This window comes from Promicromonospora sp. NPDC057138, from assembly GCF_042670845.1.
GTDB lineage: Bacteria > Actinomycetota > Actinomycetes > Actinomycetales > Cellulomonadaceae > Promicromonospora.
Window position 1 is genome coordinate 1 of record NZ_JBHUUX010000029.1, and the last position, 17,167, is coordinate 17,167.

15 protein-coding genes are annotated in these 17,167 nt (G+C 72.0%); 14 read left to right on the forward strand and 1 reads right to left on the reverse strand.

The window, feature by feature from the left end; translation table 11 throughout:
• Positions 1-68: 68 nt before the first annotated feature.
• Positions 69-1,538, reverse strand: coding sequence for an isochorismate synthase MenF (locus ACFT2C_RS16450; protein WP_377208140.1), 1,470 nt, complete (start codon positions 1,536-1,538; stop codon positions 69-71).
• Positions 1,539-1,742: 204 nt separating this feature from the next.
• Here ACFT2C_RS16450 and ACFT2C_RS16455 point away from each other — a divergent pair, with 204 nt between their 5' ends.
• The 14 genes from ACFT2C_RS16455 (at position 1,743) to nuoL (ending at position 17,167) form a co-directional block, all read left to right on the forward strand.
• Positions 1,743-2,438, forward strand: a complete 696-nt coding sequence (locus tag ACFT2C_RS16455; protein ID WP_377208141.1) for a demethylmenaquinone methyltransferase — start codon at positions 1,743-1,745, stop codon at positions 2,436-2,438.
• 279 nt (positions 2,439-2,717) lie between these two features.
• Positions 2,718-4,025 (forward strand): geranylgeranyl reductase family protein, encoded by a 1,308-nt coding sequence (locus ACFT2C_RS16460; protein ID WP_377208142.1) that lies wholly within the window; start codon positions 2,718-2,720, stop codon positions 4,023-4,025.
• A 43-nt stretch (positions 4,026-4,068) separates the two neighbouring features.
• Positions 4,069-4,428, forward strand: a complete 360-nt coding sequence (locus ACFT2C_RS16465) for an NADH-quinone oxidoreductase subunit A (RefSeq protein WP_253876038.1) — start codon at positions 4,069-4,071, stop codon at positions 4,426-4,428.
• Between the two features lie 75 nt (positions 4,429-4,503).
• Entirely contained in the window at positions 4,504-5,055 is a 552-nt protein-coding gene (locus tag ACFT2C_RS16470; protein ID WP_377208143.1) for a NuoB/complex I 20 kDa subunit family protein, read from the forward strand.
• Positions 5,052-5,819, forward strand: coding sequence for an NADH-quinone oxidoreductase subunit C (locus ACFT2C_RS16475; RefSeq protein ID WP_377208144.1), 768 nt, complete (start codon positions 5,052-5,054; stop codon positions 5,817-5,819). The genes ACFT2C_RS16470 and ACFT2C_RS16475 overlap by 4 nt, the downstream gene beginning before the upstream one ends.
• Positions 5,816-7,171: an NADH-quinone oxidoreductase subunit D gene (locus tag ACFT2C_RS16480; protein ID WP_377208145.1), complete on the forward strand. Its 1,356-nt coding sequence runs from the start codon at positions 5,816-5,818 to the stop codon at positions 7,169-7,171. The genes ACFT2C_RS16475 and ACFT2C_RS16480 overlap by 4 nt, the downstream gene beginning before the upstream one ends.
• Entirely contained in the window at positions 7,168-8,040 is an 873-nt protein-coding gene (nuoE, locus tag ACFT2C_RS16485) for an NADH-quinone oxidoreductase subunit NuoE (protein WP_377208146.1), read from the forward strand. The genes ACFT2C_RS16480 and nuoE overlap by 4 nt, the downstream gene beginning before the upstream one ends.
• A complete protein-coding gene (gene nuoF / locus ACFT2C_RS16490) occupies positions 8,037-9,380 on the forward strand; it encodes an NADH-quinone oxidoreductase subunit NuoF (RefSeq protein ID WP_377208147.1) in 1,344 nt (447 codons plus the stop codon). The genes nuoE and nuoF overlap by 4 nt, the downstream gene beginning before the upstream one ends.
• Positions 9,380-11,968: an NADH-quinone oxidoreductase subunit G gene (locus ACFT2C_RS16495; RefSeq protein ID WP_377208148.1), complete on the forward strand. Its 2,589-nt coding sequence runs from the start codon at positions 9,380-9,382 to the stop codon at positions 11,966-11,968. Before nuoF ends, ACFT2C_RS16495 begins: the two co-directional genes overlap by 1 nt.
• Positions 11,965-13,263 (forward strand): NADH-quinone oxidoreductase subunit NuoH, encoded by a 1,299-nt coding sequence (gene nuoH / locus ACFT2C_RS16500; protein WP_377208149.1) that lies wholly within the window; start codon positions 11,965-11,967, stop codon positions 13,261-13,263. Before ACFT2C_RS16495 ends, nuoH begins: the two co-directional genes overlap by 4 nt.
• On the forward strand, positions 13,256-14,056 hold the full coding sequence (gene nuoI, locus ACFT2C_RS16505) for an NADH-quinone oxidoreductase subunit NuoI (protein ID WP_377208150.1): 801 nt from the start codon (positions 13,256-13,258) through the stop codon (positions 14,054-14,056). The genes nuoH and nuoI overlap by 8 nt, the downstream gene beginning before the upstream one ends.
• Positions 14,053-14,913 (forward strand): NADH-quinone oxidoreductase subunit J, encoded by an 861-nt coding sequence (locus tag ACFT2C_RS16510; protein WP_377208151.1) that lies wholly within the window; start codon positions 14,053-14,055, stop codon positions 14,911-14,913. Before nuoI ends, ACFT2C_RS16510 begins: the two co-directional genes overlap by 4 nt.
• Positions 14,913-15,212, forward strand: a complete 300-nt coding sequence (nuoK, locus tag ACFT2C_RS16515; RefSeq protein WP_377208152.1) for an NADH-quinone oxidoreductase subunit NuoK — start codon at positions 14,913-14,915, stop codon at positions 15,210-15,212. The genes ACFT2C_RS16510 and nuoK overlap by 1 nt, the downstream gene beginning before the upstream one ends.
• A 20-nt stretch (positions 15,213-15,232) precedes the next feature.
• Positions 15,233-17,167 (forward strand): NADH-quinone oxidoreductase subunit L, encoded by a 1,935-nt coding sequence (gene nuoL, locus ACFT2C_RS16520; RefSeq protein ID WP_377208191.1) that lies wholly within the window; start codon positions 15,233-15,235, stop codon positions 17,165-17,167.

Consider the following 17,167-nt stretch of genomic DNA (forward strand, 5'->3'; position numbering starts at 1 on the left):
GTGTATAAGAGACAGAGTCTCCCTTGGTGACACAAGGGAGACCCGGACAGGCGCTCTACTTCGCGGACCTACTTCGGCGGGGTGGGGACGCCCAGGGCGTAGCGCATCGGCTCCAGCTTGGCCTCGGACTCCGCCAGCTCAGCCTGCGGGTCGGACGCCGCGACGATGCCGCAGCCGGCGAACAGCCGGATGTGGCGCTGGTTGCGCGGCGAGATCTCGGCCGAGCGCAGGGCGATGCCCCACTCGCCGTCGCCGTGGGCCCCCACCCAGCCCACCGGGCCGGCGTACCGGGCGCGGTCCAGGCCCTCGATCTCCCGGATGAGGCTGCGCGCGACGGTCGTCGGCGTGCCGCAGACGGCGGCACTCGGGTGCAGCGCGGCGGCGAGCGAGAGCGATGACGGCGGACGCCGGCCCGACGTCGGCCCCTGGTCGGTCAGCACGCCCGTCACGTCGGTCGCCAGGTGCATCACGTTCGGTAGGTGCAGCACGAACGGCGCCTCGGGCACGTTCATCGACGAGCAGAACGGCTCGAGGGCCGCGGCGACGGAGCGCACCGCGAACTCGTGCTCCTCGAGGTCCTTCGAGGAGCGGGCGAGCTGGGCGGCGTGCAGCAGGTCGGCGTCGGCCGGGGCGGCGGGCGAGCCCGGACCGTGCTCGCGGCGGATGGTGCCCGCCAGCACGCGCGAGGCGACCAGTCCCTTCTCGCTGCGGACCAGGAGCTCCGGCGTCGCGCCGACCATGCCGTCCACGCTGAACGCCCAGCAGGCGTCGTACGCGGACGCGAGGCGGCCGAGCAGGTGCCGGGTGTCCAGCGGGTGCTCGGCGGTCGCGACGACGTCGCGCGCGAGCACCACCTTCTCCAGCTCCCCGGTCTGGATCCGGGCCACACCCTCCGCGACGACGGCGGGCCAGTCCGCGGCCCCCACCGCGCCGTCGGCCAGCACGACGCGCCCCGGCTCGGTGACCGGCTGGTGCGGGTAGGCGGACAGCAGGTCGTCGCCCACCGGCGCGGACCGGTCGCCCACCAGGGAGATCGTGGTCATCCAGGCCCGGTCGCCCCGCCGTCCGACGACGACGCGCGGCACGATCAGCACGCCGCTCGCGCGCGCGGGGTCCTCGGACTCGTCGCCGGGCGTGACGTCGTCGAAGGCGAAGCTGCCGAACGCGACCAGGCCGCTGCCGGGCAGGGTCACGTCGTCGTGCACGACGGCGCGGTCGAGCACCTGGCGCCACGCGTCGTCGGCGTCGGCGAAGCGGCCCGGGCCGAACGTCTCGAACCGCAGCGCCTCGCCCCAGCCCACGAGCCCGTCGCCGTGCCGGACCCAGGCGAGCCCGTTGGTGTCGGGGAGCCGGTCGACGAGCGCGGTCGGGGTGTCGGGGAGGTCGTCGATCGCTACGGTGCGGACGACGAGCTCCGGGCCGTGGGGCGCGCCCCGCGGTATGTCGTCGGGCTCGGCCGGCGCGACGAGGGTCCAGGTGCCGGACGCGGGGGTGCCGGTCTGCGCACCGGGGGTGCGTCCGGCAGGTGAAGCGATCATCTGCTTCAGGATAAGCGCGCCGGGCCCCCGCCGGACCGCCCCGTAGCGGACCTCACACCGGCGGCTCACCCGTCGCGTGTGTTCGGCAATCTGTCAGGTGATCGGCAACTCGGGTTGCCGATCACCTGACAGATTGCCGACCACGCTCTGCCGGGTGGGCCGCGCCCACCGCAGCCGGCCGCCGGGCCGTGAAACTATGGCCGCATGTCCCGCGCAAGCCTGGAAAAGAAGCCGGCCGAGGTCGCGTCGATGTTCGACGGGATCGCCGCCCGCTACGACCTGACGAACGACCTCATCTCCCTGGGCCAGGACCGGCGCTGGCGCCGCCTCACGGTCGAGGCGGTCGCGGCGATGCCGGGCGAGCGCGTGCTCGACCTCGCCGCGGGCACCGGGACCAGCAGCGAGCCCTTCGCCGCGGACGGCGCGTTCGTCGTCCCGTCCGACTTCTCGATCGGCATGCTGCAGGTCGGCAAGACGCGCCGGCCGGACCTGCCGTTCGTCGCGGGCGACGCGACGCGGCTGCCGTTCGCCGACGAGTCCTTCGACGCCGTCACCATCAGCTTCGGCCTGCGCAACGTCGTGGACACGACGGCGGCCCTGCGCGAGATGCTGCGGGTGGTCCGGCCGGGCGGGCGCGCGGTGATCTGCGAGTTCGCTACCCCCACCTGGGCTCCGTTCCGGAAGGTCTACCAGGAGTACTTGATGCGGGCGCTGCCAATCGTGGCGAACGTCGTGACCCGCGACAAGGGCTCGTACGACTACCTGGCCGAGTCCATCCGGTCCTGGCACACCCAGGTCGACCTCGCGCGCCTCATGCTCGACGCCGGCTGGGAGCACGCGGCCTACCGCAACGTGACGGGCGGAATCGTGGCGCTCCACCGCGCCGTCCGCCCGTCCTGACCGTCCTCCACCGGACCGCCGAAGTAGAGCGCCTGTCCGGACACCCGCTCTACTTCGCCGATACCCGATCGGCGAAGTAGAGCCCGTGTCCGGACAGGCGCTCTACTTCGGCGATGAGGGGTGCCCCAAGTAAGGGGAACCTTCCTACACAATCCCCCCTAAGTGTGGCTAGGGTGTCGGTGTTGTGACAGGGTTCACAAGGGCGTGTCAGGAAGCCCGGCCGAACCCCGCGCAGCGAGGTCAGCAACGACCAGCAGCGGGTTCCCAACGGGGGTGAACGTGCGAAGAGAGAGACGCGACGACGCGGATGTCATCGTGGTGGGCGCCGGTCCGGCGGGCTCGTCCACCGCGCACTGGTGCGCGGCCGCGGGTCTCGACGTGCTGCTCCTGGAGAAGGGCGAGTTCCCGCGGGACAAGATCTGCGGCGACGGCCTGACGCCGCGCGCCGTGGCCGAGCTGGTCCGCATGGGCGTGCCCACCCGCGAGGAGGACGGCTGGATCCGCAACCGCGGCCTGCGCGTCCACGGCGGCGGCCGCTCCTACGAGCTCGACTGGCCCACCCTGACGACCTACCCGGGCTACGGCATGGCCCGCTCCCGGATGACGCTGGACCACACCCTGGCCCAGCACGCGCAGGCCAGCGGCGCCAAGCTGCTGCAGCGCACCAAGGTCACCGGCCCGCTCCGCGACGACGACGGCGGCCGCGTGGTCGGCGTGACCGCCCAGCCGCTCGACGCGCGCGGCCGCGCCGAAGGCCCCGTCAAAGAGCTGCGCGCGCCCGTCGTGGTGGCGGCCGACGGCGTCAGCTCGCGCTTCGCGCTCGCCGTCGGGCGGGAACGCCGGGACGACCGGCCGATGGGCACCGCCGTCCGCGCCTACTACCGCACCCCGCGCCACGACGACCCGTTCATGGAGTCGCACCTGGAGCTGTGGGACGGCGAGCCCGGCAAGAGCGACCTGCTCCCGGGCTACGGCTGGATCTTCCCGCTCGGCGACGGCACGGTGAACGTCGGCCTGGGCAGCGTGCACTCCACGCCCGCGCGCCAGTCCAAGGCGGGCATCGACTACCGGCGCCTCATGGAGACCTGGCTGGCCAAGAGCGCGCCGGAGGGCTGGGACCTGGTGCACGAGCCGGAGCGCGGGCCGATCCGCGGCGCGGCGCTGCCCATGGGCTACAACCGCGGCCCGCTCTACGCGGACGGTGTGCTCCTGGCCGGCGACTCCGCAGGCATGGTGAGCCCGTTCAACGGCGAGGGCATCGCGTACGGGCTGCAGGCCGGCCGGGTCGCGGCCGAGGCGATCAGCCAGGCCCGCCACAAGACCACCGACGCCGCCCGCGAGGCCACGCTCGCCACCTACGCGGACCGGATGCGCGACGACCTGGGCGGCTACTACACGCTGGGCCGCTGGTTCGTGCGGCTCATCGAGCACCCCGAGATCATGCGCCTGTGCGTCCGGTACGGGCTGCCTCGCCAGGTCGTCATGCAGTTCACGCTCAAGCTCCTGTCCGACTGCTACGAGCCCCACGGCGGCGACTGGGTCGACCGCGTCATCGCGGGCCTGACCAGGGTGGTCCCGAGCTCATGAACATCACGTCCACGAAGGGCACGTCGTCCACGAAGGGCACAGCATGAATCCCTACGTACCGATCCTGATCCTGATGGCGATCGGGGCCGTCCTGGCGCTCGGTGGCGTCGCCGCGAGCGCTGTCATCGGCCCCAAGCGGTACAACCGCGCCAAGCTCGACTCGTACGAGTGCGGCATCGAGCCGACGCCGCACGCGGTGGGCGGTGGCCGGCTGCCGATCAAGTACTACCTGGTGGCGATGACATTCATCGTCTTCGACATCGAGGTCGTCTTCCTCTACCCGTGGGCCGTGGACTTCACGACGCTCGCGACGTTCGGGCTGGTGGCGATGCTGGCGTTCCTGGCGCTGATCACCGTCCCGTTCGTCTACGAGTGGCGCCGCGGCGGTTTCGACTGGGTCTGAGCTAGCGACTTCATGCGCGGCGCCCGACGGCGCGGCGCAGCGACGCCGGGCGGGTCCCGGCAGCAAGGAGGGGACATGGGTGTCGAGGAAGCGCCGTCAGGGTTCCTGCTGACGACGATCGAGGATCTCGCGGGCTACCTGCGCAAGGCTTCGCTGTGGCCGGTGACGTTCGGCCTGGCCTGCTGCGCCATCGAGATGATGGCGGCGGGGGCGTCGCGGTACGACCTGTCGCGGTTCGGCATGGAGGTGTTCCGCGCCTCGCCGCGCCAGGCGGACCTGATGATCGTGGCGGGCCGGGTGAGCCAGAAGATGGCCCCGGTGGTGCGCCAGGTGTACGACCAGATGAGCGAGCCCAAGTGGGTGCTCTCCATGGGCGTGTGCGCGTCGTCGGGCGGGATGTTCAACAACTACGCGATCGTGCAGGGCGTGGACCACATCGTGCCGGTCGACATCTACCTGCCGGGCTGTCCGCCGCGGCCGGAGATGCTGATCAACGCGATCCTCGGGCTGCACGACCAGATCCAGAACGCGCCGCTGGGCGTGAACCGGATCGAGGCGGCGCGGGCGGCCGAGGCGGCCGCCATGGAGGCCACGCCGACCTTCGAGATGAAGGGCCTGCTGCGATGAGCGACGTCACGCCGGGCGGCGATCAGGGCTCGGCCCTGACGCCCCCGGAGGGGGCGGCCACCTTCGAGGTGGTCGAGGTCAAGAAGGGCATGTTCGGCGCCCAGGGCTCGGGCGACACGTCCGGCTACGGCGGCCTGGTCACGCCCGTCGCGATGCCCGCGGCGTCGCCCCGCCCGTACGGGAGCTGGTTCGACCAGGTGGTCGACGTCCTGGCAGAGGTGCTGGAGGACGCCGCGCGGACTGGTGGGCCCACCTTCGACCAGGCGATCGAGAAGGTGGTCGTGGACCTGCACGGCGCCCAGAGCGCGGACGCCAAGCAGGCGGAGCTGACGATCGACGTCGCCCGCGAGCACCTCGTCGCCGTCTGCCAGGCGCTGCGGGACGACCAGGACCTGCGGTTCGAGCTGTCGCTCGGCGTGAGCGGCGTGCACTACCCGCACGACGCCGGCCGCGAGCTGCACGCCGTCTACCACCTGGCCTCGGTCACGCACTCGCGCCGGCTGCGGCTGGAGGTCGCCGCGCCCGACGACGACCCGCACATCCCGTCCACCACGTCCGTGTACCCGTCCAACGACTGGCACGAGCGGGAGACGTTCGACTTCTTCGGGATCGTCTTCGACGGACACCCCGCCCTGACCCGCATCGAGATGCCGGACGACTGGGTGGGCCACCCGCAGCGCAAGGACTACCCGCTCGGCGGCATCCCCGTCGAGTACAAGGGGGCCACGGTGCCCCCGCCGGACACGAGGAGGAGCTACTCATGAGCGCTCCCACTGCGGCTCCGCACGCGACCAGGCCCGCGGGGAACGAGGACATGTCGTCCACGGTTCGCGCCTTCGAGGCCTATGGCGACGGCGACTGGGACGACATCGCGCGCGAGGCGATCGGCGAGGAGCGGATCGTCGTCAACATGGGTCCGCAGCACCCGTCCACGCACGGGGTGCTGCGCCTGATGCTGGAGATCGACGGCGAGACCGTCACCGAGGCCCGCGCCGGCATCGGCTACCTGCACACGGGCATCGAGAAGAACATGGAGTTCCGGACGTGGACGCAGGGCACCACGTTCTGCACGCGCATGGACTACGTGGCGCCCCTGTTCCAGGAGGCCGCGTACTGCCTCGCCGTCGAGAAGCTCCTCGGCATCACGGACGACATACCCGAGCGCGCCTCCGTGATCCGGGTCCTGATGATGGAGCTCAACCGGATCTCGTCCCACCTGGTCTGCCTCGGCACCGGCGGCAACGAGATGGGCGCCACCACCGTGATGACCGTCGGGTTCACCGCCCGCGAGGAGATCCTGCGCCTGTTCGAGGCCGTGACCGGCCTGCGCATGAACCACGCGTACATCCGCCCCGGCGGCGTGGCGGTCGACACCCCCGAGGGCTTCACCACCCAGGCCCGCGCGGCCCTGGTGAAGGTGCGCGGCTACCTCAAGCAGCTCACCGACCTCATGCTCGCCAACCCGATCTTCAAGGCCCGCCTGACCGGCGTCGGCGTCCTGAACCTGTCCGGGTGCATGGCGCTCGCCGTGACCGGGCCGGTGCTGCGCTCCACGGGCCTGCCGTACGACGTCCGCAAGGACAACCCGTACTGCGGCTACGAGACGTACGACTTCGACGTCCCCACCTCGAAGGGCGCCGACTGCTACGACCGGGCGGTGCTCCGCATCGAGGAGTGCTACCAGTCCCTGAAGATCGTCGAGCAGGCCATGGAGCGGCTCGACCGCACGGAGGGCGAGCCGGTCATGGTGGCCGACAAGAAGATCGCCTGGCCCGCCCAGCTCGCCGTCGGCGGCGACGGCCAGGGCAACTCGCTGGAGCACATCAAGAAGATCATGGGCACCTCCATGGAGGCCCTGATCCACCACTTCAAGCTGGTCACCGAGGGCTTCCGCGTCCCCGTCGGCCAGGCCTGGCAGACCGTGGAGCACCCGCGGGGCGAGCTCGGCGTGCACGTCGTGTCCGACGGCGGCACCCGGCCCTACCGCGCGCACTTCCGCGACCCCTCGTTCAACAACCTCCAGGCCACGTCGGTGATGTGCGAGGGCGGCCAGGTGGCCGACGTCGTCGTCGCCGTCGCGTCCCTGGACCCCGTGCTGGGAGGTGTGGACCGATGACCGCAGACCCGCAGGCAGCGGCCGCGACGAAGACCCGCTACGACGCCGACACCCTGGCGGCGCTGACCACCGACGCCACGGCGATCATGGAGCGCTACCCGGACCCCCGCTCCGGCCTGCTGCCGATGCTGCACCTCGTGCAGTCCGTCGACGGCTACGTCAGCCGCGACGGCATCCTGTTCTGCGCCGAGATGCTCGGCATCACCGCCGCCGAGGTCTCCGCCGTCGCCACCTTCTACACCCAGTACAAGCGCCACCCCAACGGCACCTACACCGTGGGCGTGTGCACCAACACGCTCTGCGCCGTGATGGGCGGCGACGCGATCTTCGACGAGCTGAGCGACCACCTCGGCGTCGGGCACGACGAGACGACGCCCGACGGCGCCATCACGCTCGAACGCGTCGAGTGCAACGCCGCCTGCGACTACGCGCCCGTCGTGATGGTCAACTGGGAGTTCTTCGACAACCAGACGCCCGAGACGGCGACGGCGCTCGCGGACAAGCTGATCCTCGGCGAGGACGTCGTCCCGACACGGGGCGCCGCGTCCGTGTGCTCGTTCAAGGAGATGAGCCGGGTCCTGGCGGGGTTCCCCGACGGCCGCGCCGACGAGGGCGTGGCCGCGGGCGAGCCGACGCTCGCCGGGCTGAAGATCGCCCGCGAGCGCGGCTGGACGGCGCCCGGTTCGGGGGTCGAGCCTGTCGAGACCGGAACCGAGGTCTCGACAAGCTCGACCACCGGGAGCTCGACCAGCGGTGGGTCGACCACCGGACCGGTCGGCGCGCCGGGCTCGAGCGCCGAGCGCAAGCCCGCGACGCCGTCGGACACCGAAGTCGGCAAGGACAAGAAGCCCGGAGGGGACGCGAAGTGAACCTCACACCGGTACTGACCGATACCTGGGACAAGGACCGCTCCTGGCGCCTGTCCACCTACGAGCGGGCCGGCGGGTACGCCGGGCTCAAGAAGGCCCTGACGATGGACCCGGCCGACCTGGTGCAGACCGTCAAGGACTCGGGTCTGCGCGGCCGCGGCGGCGCGGGCTTCCCCACGGGCATGAAGTGGGGCTTCCTGCCCCCGCCCGACGGCGGCCCGCGGTACCTGGTCGTCAACGCGGACGAGTCCGAGCCGGGCACCTGCAAGGACATCCCGCTCATGCTCGTCAGCCCCCAGCACCTGATCGAGGGCGTGGCGATCACGAGCTTCGCGATCGGCTGCGACCACGCGTTCATCTACGTGCGCGGCGAGGTGCTGCACGTCTACCGGCGGCTGCTGAACGCCGTCGAGGAGGCGTATCAGGCGGGCTACCTGGGCAAGAACATCCAGGGTTCGGGCTTCGACCTCGACGTCACGGTGCACGCCGGCGCCGGCGCCTACATCTGTGGCGAGGAGACGGCGCTGCTCGACTCGCTGGAGGGCCTGCGCGGCCAGCCGCGGCTCAAGCCGCCGTTCCCCGCCGTCGCGGGCCTCTACGCGCGGCCCACCGTGGTGAACAACGTGGAGTCCATCGCGTCGGTCCCCGCGATCATCACCAAGGGCGCCGACTGGTTCGCCTCGATGGGCACGGAGAAGTCGCAGGGCCACGGCCTGTTCTCCCTGTCCGGGCACGTCACCCGGCCCGGCCAGTACGAGGCGCCGCTCGGCATCACGCTGCGCGAGCTGCTCGACATGGCGGGCGGCGTCCGTGCGGGGCACGAGCTGAAGTTCTGGACCCCCGGCGGGTCGTCGACGCCGATCTTCACTCAGGACCACCTGGACACCCCGCTCGACTACGAGTCCGTGGGCGCCGCCGGGTCGATGCTCGGCACGCGTGCGCTGCAGATCTTCGACGAGACGGTGTGCGTGGTCCGTGCGGCGAGCCGCTGGACCGACTTCTATGCGCACGAGTCGTGCGGCAAGTGCACGCCGTGCCGCGAGGGCACGTACTGGCTCAAGCAGGTGCTGCACCGCATCGAGGCGGGCGAGGGGCAGGACGGCGACCTCGAGCTGCTCCTCGACCTGTGCGACAACATCCTGGGCCGGGCGTTCTGCGCGCTGGGCGACGGCGCGGTCTCGCCGATCACCTCCAGCATCCAGCTGTTCCGCGACGAGTACCAGGCGCACATCGACGGGCACGGCTGCCCGTTCGACCCGAGCGCGTCGGCCCTCTTCGCGTACACCCCCAAGACACGGACACCGGGCGCCCTCGCGGGCGCCGGCGCGGGAGGTCACTGATGACCGTCACCACCAACAAGCCCTCGACCGAGGCCGCACCGGTCGAGCTGGTCACCTTCACCATCGACGGCACGGAGGTCAGCGTCCCCAAGGGCACGCTGATCATCCGGGCCGCCGAGCAGGCAGGGATCCAGATCCCGCGGTTCTGCGACCACCCGCTGCTGGCGCCCGCGGGCGCCTGCCGGCAGTGCCTCGTCGAGGTCGCCATGCCGGACCGCGAGGGCAACGTGCGGCCCATGCCGAAGCCGCAGGCGTCCTGCACGATGACGGTCGTGCCGGGCATGGTCGTCAAGACGCAGCACACCTCCGCCGTCGCCGACAAGGCGCAGCAGGGGGTCATGGAGCTGCTGCTCATGAACCACCCGCTGGACTGCCCGGTCTGCGACAAGGGCGGCGAGTGCCCCCTGCAGAACCAGGCGATGTCGAACGGCCGGTCCGACACGCGGTTCGTCGACGTCAAGCGCACCTTCCCCAAGCCGATCGCGCTGTCCACGCAGATCCTGCTGGACCGCGAGCGCTGCGTGCTGTGCCAGCGCTGCACCCGGTTCAGCGAGGAGATCGCGGGCGACGCGTTCATCGCGCTGCAGGACCGGGGCGCCCACCAGCAGATCGGCCGGTACGACGAGGACGTGCTCGGGTTCGCGGGCGCCTCGACGTCGAACGGCCCGGTGGACCGCCCGATCGGGGAGGCCACCACGGACACCTCCGGGCGGCCGTTCTCGTCCTACTACTCCGGCAACACCGTGCAGATCTGCCCGGTGGGTGCGCTCACCGGCGCGGGCTACCGCTTCCGGTCGCGGCCGTTCGACCTGGTCAGCACCGAGAGCATCGCCGAGCACGACTCCTGCGGCTCCGCGATCCGCATCGACCACCGCCGCGGCCAGGTGCTGCGGCGGCTGTCGGGCGAGGACCCGGTGGTCAACGAGGAGTGGATCACCGACAAGGACCGCTTCGCTTTCACCTGGCAGTCCGCGGGGGACCGCATCGCGACGCCGCTGGTCCGGGAGGGCGGCGAGCTCCGGCCCGCGTCCTGGGTCGAGGCGCTGGAGATCGCGGCGGCCGGCCTGACCCGGGCCCGGCAGGGCGGCGGCGTCGGCGTGCTGCCGGGCGGCCGGCTCACCGTCGAGGATGCCTTCGCGTGGTCGCGCTTCGCCCGCACGGCGCTCGGTACCAACGACGTCGACCAGCGCGCCCGCGTGCACTCCGCCGAGGAGGCCGCGTTCCTGGGCCGCGTCGTCGCGGGGTCGGGCGTCGGGGTGACGTTCGGCGACCTCGAGAAGGCGCCCGCCGTGCTGCTCGTCGGCCTGGAGGCCGAGGAGGAGGCGGGCGTCACGTTCCTGCGGCTGCGCAAGGGTTCCCAGGGGAAGGCGAAGACCAAGGTCTTCTCGATCGCCCCCTACGCGACCCGCGGCCTGACCCGCATGGACGGCACGCTGCTGCCGGCCGCGCCGGGCACCGAGGCCGAGTGGCTGCACAGCCTGACCACCAGCCTGGCGGGCGGCCTGCTCCCGGCCGACGCGCCGACGTCGGACATCGACACCAGCGCCCTGGCCCAGCCGGGCGCGGTCATCCTCGTGGGCGAGCGCCTCGCGGGCTCGCCCGGCGCGTACGCGGCGGCCGTCGGCCTCGCCGAGGCGACGGGCGCGCGGCTCGCGTGGATCCCGCGCCGCGCGGGCGAGCGCGGCGGCGTCGAGGCGGGCCTGCTGCCCGGCCTGCTGCCGGGCGGGCGCCCGGTCGCGGACGCCGCGGCGCGCGCGCAGGTCGCCCAGGCCTGGGGCGCGGAGATCCCGCGCACCCCGGGCCGCGACACCGCGGGCATCCTCGACGCGCTGGCGTCTGGTGCGCTGGGCGGGGCGATCGTCGGCGGCGTGGAGCTCGCCGACCTGCCCGACCCGGCCGCCGCACGCGCGGCGCTCGGGGCTGCCGGGTTCGTCGTGAGCCTGGAGGTGCGGGCCTCGGAGGTGACCGAGCTGGCCGACGTCGTGCTGCCGGTCGCGCCCCCCGTGGAGCGCGCCGGCTCGTACTGGAACTGGGAGGGCCGCGTGCGGTCCTTCGGCGCGGCGCTCGACTCGAGTGCCCTGCCCGACCACCGCGTGCTGCACGCGCTGGCGCAGCACTTCGGCGTGGACCTGCAGGCGGCGTCGCCGGCCGAGGCCCACCTCTCCATCGCGATGACCCAGCGCGACGCGTGGGACGGCGACCGGCCGGCCGTCCAGGACGCGGGTCCGGCCGAGCCGCCCGCCGTCGGGCCCGGGCAGGCGGTGCTCGCCACCTGGCGGCTGCAGCTCGACGCCGGCCGCGGCCAGGACGGCGAGCAGTTCCTCGCCGGCACGGCCAAGCAGGCCGTGGCCCGGATGTCCGCCGCTACGGCGGCCGGCTTCGGCGTGGCCGACGGCGGCCGGGTCGCGGTCAGCACGGCGCGCGGCACCGTCGAGGTGCCCACCGCCGTGACCGACTCGATGGTCGACGGCGTCGTGTGGCTGCCGCTGAACAGCGCAGGCAGCCGCGTGCACGACACCCTCGGCGCGACGGCGGGCGACCTCGTCTCCGTCACCGCGACGGAGCGCACGGAAGGAAACGCCCGATGAACCCGGTGATCGTGGCCGCGGCCGCACCCGGCGTGGCCGCCGACTTCTCGCAGGAGACCATCTGGGCCTCCATCGTGAAGGCCGTGCTGATCGTGGTGTTCCTGCTGACCAGCGTGCTCTTCGCGATCTGGTTCGAGCGCAAGGTCGTCGCGCGCATGCAGGTGCGCCCCGGACCCAACTGGCACGGCCCGTTCGGCCTGCTGCAGTCGCTCGCGGACGCCATGAAGCTCCTGCTCAAGGAGGACATGACGGTCACGCGGGCCGACCGGTTCGTGTACCTGCTGGCGCCGATGATCTCGGTGTTCTGCTCGCTGCTGGTGTTCGCCGTCATCCCGTTCGGGCCGAGCCTGCCGTTCCCCTGGACGGACTGGACCACCCCGGCGCAGCTCACCGACTTCCCGGTCGCCGTGTTGTACGTGCTGGCCGCGGCGTCGCTCGGGGTCTACGGCATCGTCCTGGGCGGCTGGGCCTCCGGCTCGACCTACCCGCTGCTCGGCTCGGTGCGTTCGACGGCGCAGGTGATCAGCTACGAGCTCGCGATGGGCCTGTCGCTGGTGAGCGTGTTCATCATGGCGGGGTCGATGTCGACGTCGCAGATCGTGTCCAGCCAGACGCAGATCTGGTGGTTCATCCCGCTGGCCCCCGCGTTCGTGATCTACGTGATCTCGATGATCGGCGAGACCAACCGCCTGCCGTTCGACCTCCCCGAGGCCGAGGGCGAGCTCGTCTCCGGCTACATGACCGAGTACTCGTCGATGAAGTTCGCCTGGTTCTTCCTGGCGGAGTACATCAACATGCTCAACGTGTCCGCGGTCTGCGTGACGCTGTTCCTCGGCGGCTGGCGGGCACCGGTGCCCGACGGGTTCCTGGGCGGCGCCCTCAACGAGGGCTGGCTGCCGGTCATCTGGTTCCTCGTGAAGCTGTGGGCCGTCATGTTCGTGTTCGTGTGGGTGCGCGGCACGCTGCTGCGCCTGCGCTACGACCAGTTCATGGTGTTCGGCTGGAAGGTGCTCATCCCGGTCGCGCTGGGCTGGGTCGTCGTGCTCTCGGTCGTGCAGTGGCTGCAGCGCGTGCAGGGCGTCACCTACCAGCAGTTCATCCCGGTCATCGTCGGGGCCGCCGTCGTCTTCATCGCGGTCATGTGGTTCTGGCCGGAGAAGAAGGAGGCGCCACCGGGCGCCGGCACGGAGAAGGAGCCCGTCGACGCGTTCGCCGGCGGGTTCCCCGTGCCCCCGCTGCCCGGCGAGAAGCTGCCCCCGTCCAAGCGGTTCGGAAAGGAGGTCCACGGTGAGTGAGCACCAGGAGTATCAGCCCCTGCGACCCCAGCCGGGGCCCATCGGGGAGATCTTCGCCCCCGTCGCGGGCTTCGGCGTGACGCTGTCGTCGATGTTCAGGCCCACGGTCACTGAGCAGTACCCGCGCGAGAAGGTGCCCACCCAGCCCCGGTTCCACGGCCGGCACCAGCTCAACCGGTACGCCGACGGGCTGGAGAAGTGCATCGGCTGCGAGCTGTGCGCATGGGCCTGCCCGGCCGACGCGATCTACGTGGAGGGCGCGTCCAACGCGGCCCTGCCGGAGAACGCCGGCCTGACGGTGAACGCGGACGACGCGCAGGGGGCCCACATGAGCCCCGGCGAGCGCTACGGCTCCGTCTACCAGATCAACTACCTGCGCTGCATCTTCTGCGGGCTGTGCATCGAGGCCTGCCCCACGCGGGCGCTGACGATGACGAACGACTTCGAGCTGGCCGGCCGGACCCGCGCAGGCATGATCTACGAGAAGCAGGACCTGCTGGCCCCGCTCTCCGAGGGCATGCTGGCCGCGCCCCACCCCATGGTGGAGGGCACCACGGACACCGACTACTACAGCGGCGACGTCCTGGGCCCGACGGCGGCGCAGGTCGGCTGGGTCCGCGAGCAGCGGCCGGACGACCCGACGCTGGACGCGGCCGAGGCGGTCGTGTCCGGCACGGCGCCCGCCCCCGGGACCAGGCAGCACGAGGCACGCCCGGAGGAGGGCCCCGGCGCCGCCGAGAAGTCCGCGGGCGCTGCCGCCGTCGGCTCGGTGCGGAACGGGGTGACGGCATGACCCCGGGCACGCTGGAGATCTCGGGCGGCGAGACCTTTCTGTTCTGGGTGATCGCCCCGCTCATGGTGCTCGCCGCGCTCGGCCTGCTGTTCGTGAAGCGGGCCGTGCACGCGGCGATGTGCCTCGTGTTCGTCATGGTCAGCATGGCGATCCTGTACATCACCCAGGAGGCGCCGTTCCTCGGCGTCGTGCAGGTCGTCGTGTACACGGGCGCCGTGATGATGCTGTTCCTGTTCGTGCTGATGCTCGTCGGCGTCGACGCCTCCGACTCGCTCACCGAGACCATCCGGGGGCAGCGCTGGCTCGGGCTGCTCATCGGCATCGGCCTCGCGGCGGTGCTCGGGGGCGTGGTGGGCCGCGCCGCGTTCCCGCCCGCCGTCGGCCTGGCCGGCGGCGACCCGGGCGGCGTCGCCAACCCGCAGGCCCTGGCCCGCGTGCTGTTCGGCGACTACGTGCTGGCCATGGAGGCCGTGGGCGTGCTGCTCGTGACGGCGGCGGTCGGCGCGCTGGTGCTCACGCACCGGCGCCGGCTCACGCCCAAGCAGAACCAGCGGTCGGTCGCGGACGCGCGGATCAAGGCGCTGCCCGACGGCGTGGTCCTCACCCCGCTGCCGTCGCCCGGCGTCTACGCGCGGTCCAACGCGATGGACACGCCGGCGCTCGGCCCGGACGGCGAGCAGGTGCCGCAGTCGGTGTCGCGGGTGCTGCGCATCCGCGGGCAGGAGCGGCCGGCGCCGCACGCGGCGGTGGTGGTCTCGACCAGCTCGACCCGCGAGGGGACGAGCTCGACCAGCGGGGCGACCAGCTCGACCCGCGAGGGGACGGGCTCGACCCGCGACGAGGAGGGCGACGCCTGATGGACATCACCAACTACGTGATCCTGGCCGCCGTGCTCTTCGCCATCGGGGCGACGACCGTGCTGCTGCGCCGCAACGCGATAGTCGTGTTCATGGGCGTCGAGCTCATGCTCAACGCGACCAACCTCGCCTTCGTCACCTTCGCCAGGATGCACGGCGACGTGACGGGCCAGGTGCTCGCCTTCTTCGTCATGGTCGTGGCCGCCGCCGAGGTAGTCGTCGGCCTCGCGATCATCGTGACGATATTCCGCACCCGCCGCTCGGCCTCGGTCGACGACGTCAACCTGCTCAAGGGCTGAAGGGTAGAGACGTGAACGACGTGATCGGGCTCGCCCCCTGGCTGGTCGGCTTCCCGCTGATCGGCGCAGCGATACTGCTGCTGGGTGGCAAGGCCACCGACCGCTGGGGCCACTGGCTCGGGGTGCTGGCCTCGGCCGCCGCCGGCGCCGTGGGCTTCATCCTGATGTTCCGCATGATCGGCACGGCGCCCGAGGAGCGCGCCATCGACCACCACCTGTGGACATGGCTGTCCGCGGGCGGCCTGGACGTGGACCTCGGCATCCGGCTGGACCCGCTGTCCATGACCTTCGTGATGCTCGTGACCTTCGTGGGCACGCTCATCCACGTGTACTCCGTGGCGTACATGGACCACGACCCGGACCGGCGCCGGTTCTTCGCGTACCTGAACCTGTTCGTCGCGGCCATGCTCACGCTGGTCCTCGCCGACTCCTACCTGTTGCTCTTCGTGGGCTGGGAGGGTGTCGGCCTGGCGTCCTACCTGCTCATCGGGTTCTGGGACACGGGGCGGCCCGCCGCCCGGGAGAACGCGGTCGCGGCCAAGAAGGCGTTCGTCATGAACCGCATCGGCGACATGGGCCTCATCGCGGCGATGGCGCTGATGTTCTCGGCCGTGGGCAGCGTCAGCTTCGCGGAGGTGCTGCCCGCCGCGGCCGGCGGCGGCGCCGCGGGGATCTCCCCGGCCGTCGCCACCGCGATCGGCCTGTGCCTGCTGCTCGCCGCGTGCGGCAAGTCGGCCCAGTTCCCGCTGCAGGCCTGGCTGGGCGACGCGATGGCCGGCCCGACGCCGGTCTCCGCGCTCATCCACGCCGCCACGATGGTCACCGCCGGTGTGTACCTCATGGTGCGGTCCGGCCCGATCCTCGAGGCGGCGCCGACGGCGCAGCTCGTCGTGGTGCTGGTCGGCGCGATCACGCTGCTGTTCGGTGCGGTGGTCGGTACCGCGAAGGACGACATCAAGAAGGCGCTGGCCGCCTCCACGATGTCGCAGATCGGGTACATGATGCTCGCCGCGGGCCTCGGCCCGGCCGGGTACGCGTTCGCGATCTTCCACCTGCTCACGCACGGCTTCTTCAAGGCGGGGCTGTTCCTCGGCGCCGGCTCGGTGATGCACGCGATGGGCGACGAGACCGACATGCGCCGCTACGGCGGGCTGTCGCGGTTCCTGCCGATCACGTGGATCACCATGGGTCTGGGCTGGCTGGCGATCCTCGGGATCCCGCCGTTCTCCGGCTTCTGGTCGAAGGACGGGATCATCGAGGCCGCGTTCATCCCGGTCGAAGGCCAGCCGTGGCGGGCGTGGGTCTTCGGGTCGGTCGCGGTGCTCGGCGCCGCGATCACCGCGTTCTACATGACCCGCCTGTTCTTCATGACGTTCGGCGGACGCCGCCCGCGCTGGAAGGACCACCGGCACCCGCACGAGGGTTCGCCACTGATGTGGTGGCCGCTCGTGTTCCTCGGCGTCGGGTCCGCGGCACTCGGTGCCGTGCTCGGCATCGGCGGCACGTTCGTCACCTGGCTGGAGCCGGTGGTCGGGGAGGCCGGGCACCACGAGCCGGTGCTCCCGGTGCCCGTGATCATCACGGCGACGCTGGTGGTCGTCGTGCTCGGCGCGCTGATCGCGTTCCGGATGTACGCGGTCCAGCTCGTACCCGTGGAGGCGCCGCGCGGCTCCGTCCTGACCCGGGCGGCCCGCAAGGACCTGTACCAGGACGCCGCCAACGAGACGCTGGTGCTGCTGCCCGCGCACGGGGTGGCGCGCCTGGTCGAGGTCGGCGACCGTGACGTCGTCGACCGCGGCTGGAGCGTCCTGCCCCAGGCCGTGTCGTGGTTCGGCGCGGTGTTCCGGAAGGCGCAGAGCGGCTACGTCCGCTCGTACGCGGCGGGCATGGCGGGCGGCGTCCTCGTGATCGCCGTCGTCGCCTGGCTCGTGGTCGGCCTCGGTGGTGCCCAGTGA

Coding starts and splice junctions, on each gene's coding strand:
- nuoK (WP_377208152.1), top strand. CDS start 14,913: ATGGACATCACCAACTACGTGATCCTGGCCGCCGTGCTCTTCGCCATC.
- ACFT2C_RS16470 (WP_377208143.1), top strand. CDS start 4,504: ATGGGTGTCGAGGAAGCGCCGTCAGGGTTCCTGCTGACGACGATCGAG.
- ACFT2C_RS16455 (WP_377208141.1), top strand. CDS start 1,743: ATGTCCCGCGCAAGCCTGGAAAAGAAGCCGGCCGAGGTCGCGTCGATG.
- ACFT2C_RS16480 (WP_377208145.1), top strand. CDS start 5,816: ATGAGCGCTCCCACTGCGGCTCCGCACGCGACCAGGCCCGCGGGGAAC.
- nuoE (WP_377208146.1), top strand. CDS start 7,168: ATGACCGCAGACCCGCAGGCAGCGGCCGCGACGAAGACCCGCTACGAC.
- ACFT2C_RS16475 (WP_377208144.1), top strand. CDS start 5,052: ATGAGCGACGTCACGCCGGGCGGCGATCAGGGCTCGGCCCTGACGCCC.
- ACFT2C_RS16510 (WP_377208151.1), top strand. CDS start 14,053: ATGACCCCGGGCACGCTGGAGATCTCGGGCGGCGAGACCTTTCTGTTC.
- ACFT2C_RS16495 (WP_377208148.1), top strand. CDS start 9,380: ATGACCGTCACCACCAACAAGCCCTCGACCGAGGCCGCACCGGTCGAG.
- nuoH (WP_377208149.1), top strand. CDS start 11,965: ATGAACCCGGTGATCGTGGCCGCGGCCGCACCCGGCGTGGCCGCCGAC.
- ACFT2C_RS16450 (WP_377208140.1), bottom strand. CDS start 1,538: ATGATCGCTTCACCTGCCGGACGCACCCCCGGTGCGCAGACCGGCACC.
- ACFT2C_RS16465 (WP_253876038.1), top strand. CDS start 4,069: ATGAATCCCTACGTACCGATCCTGATCCTGATGGCGATCGGGGCCGTC.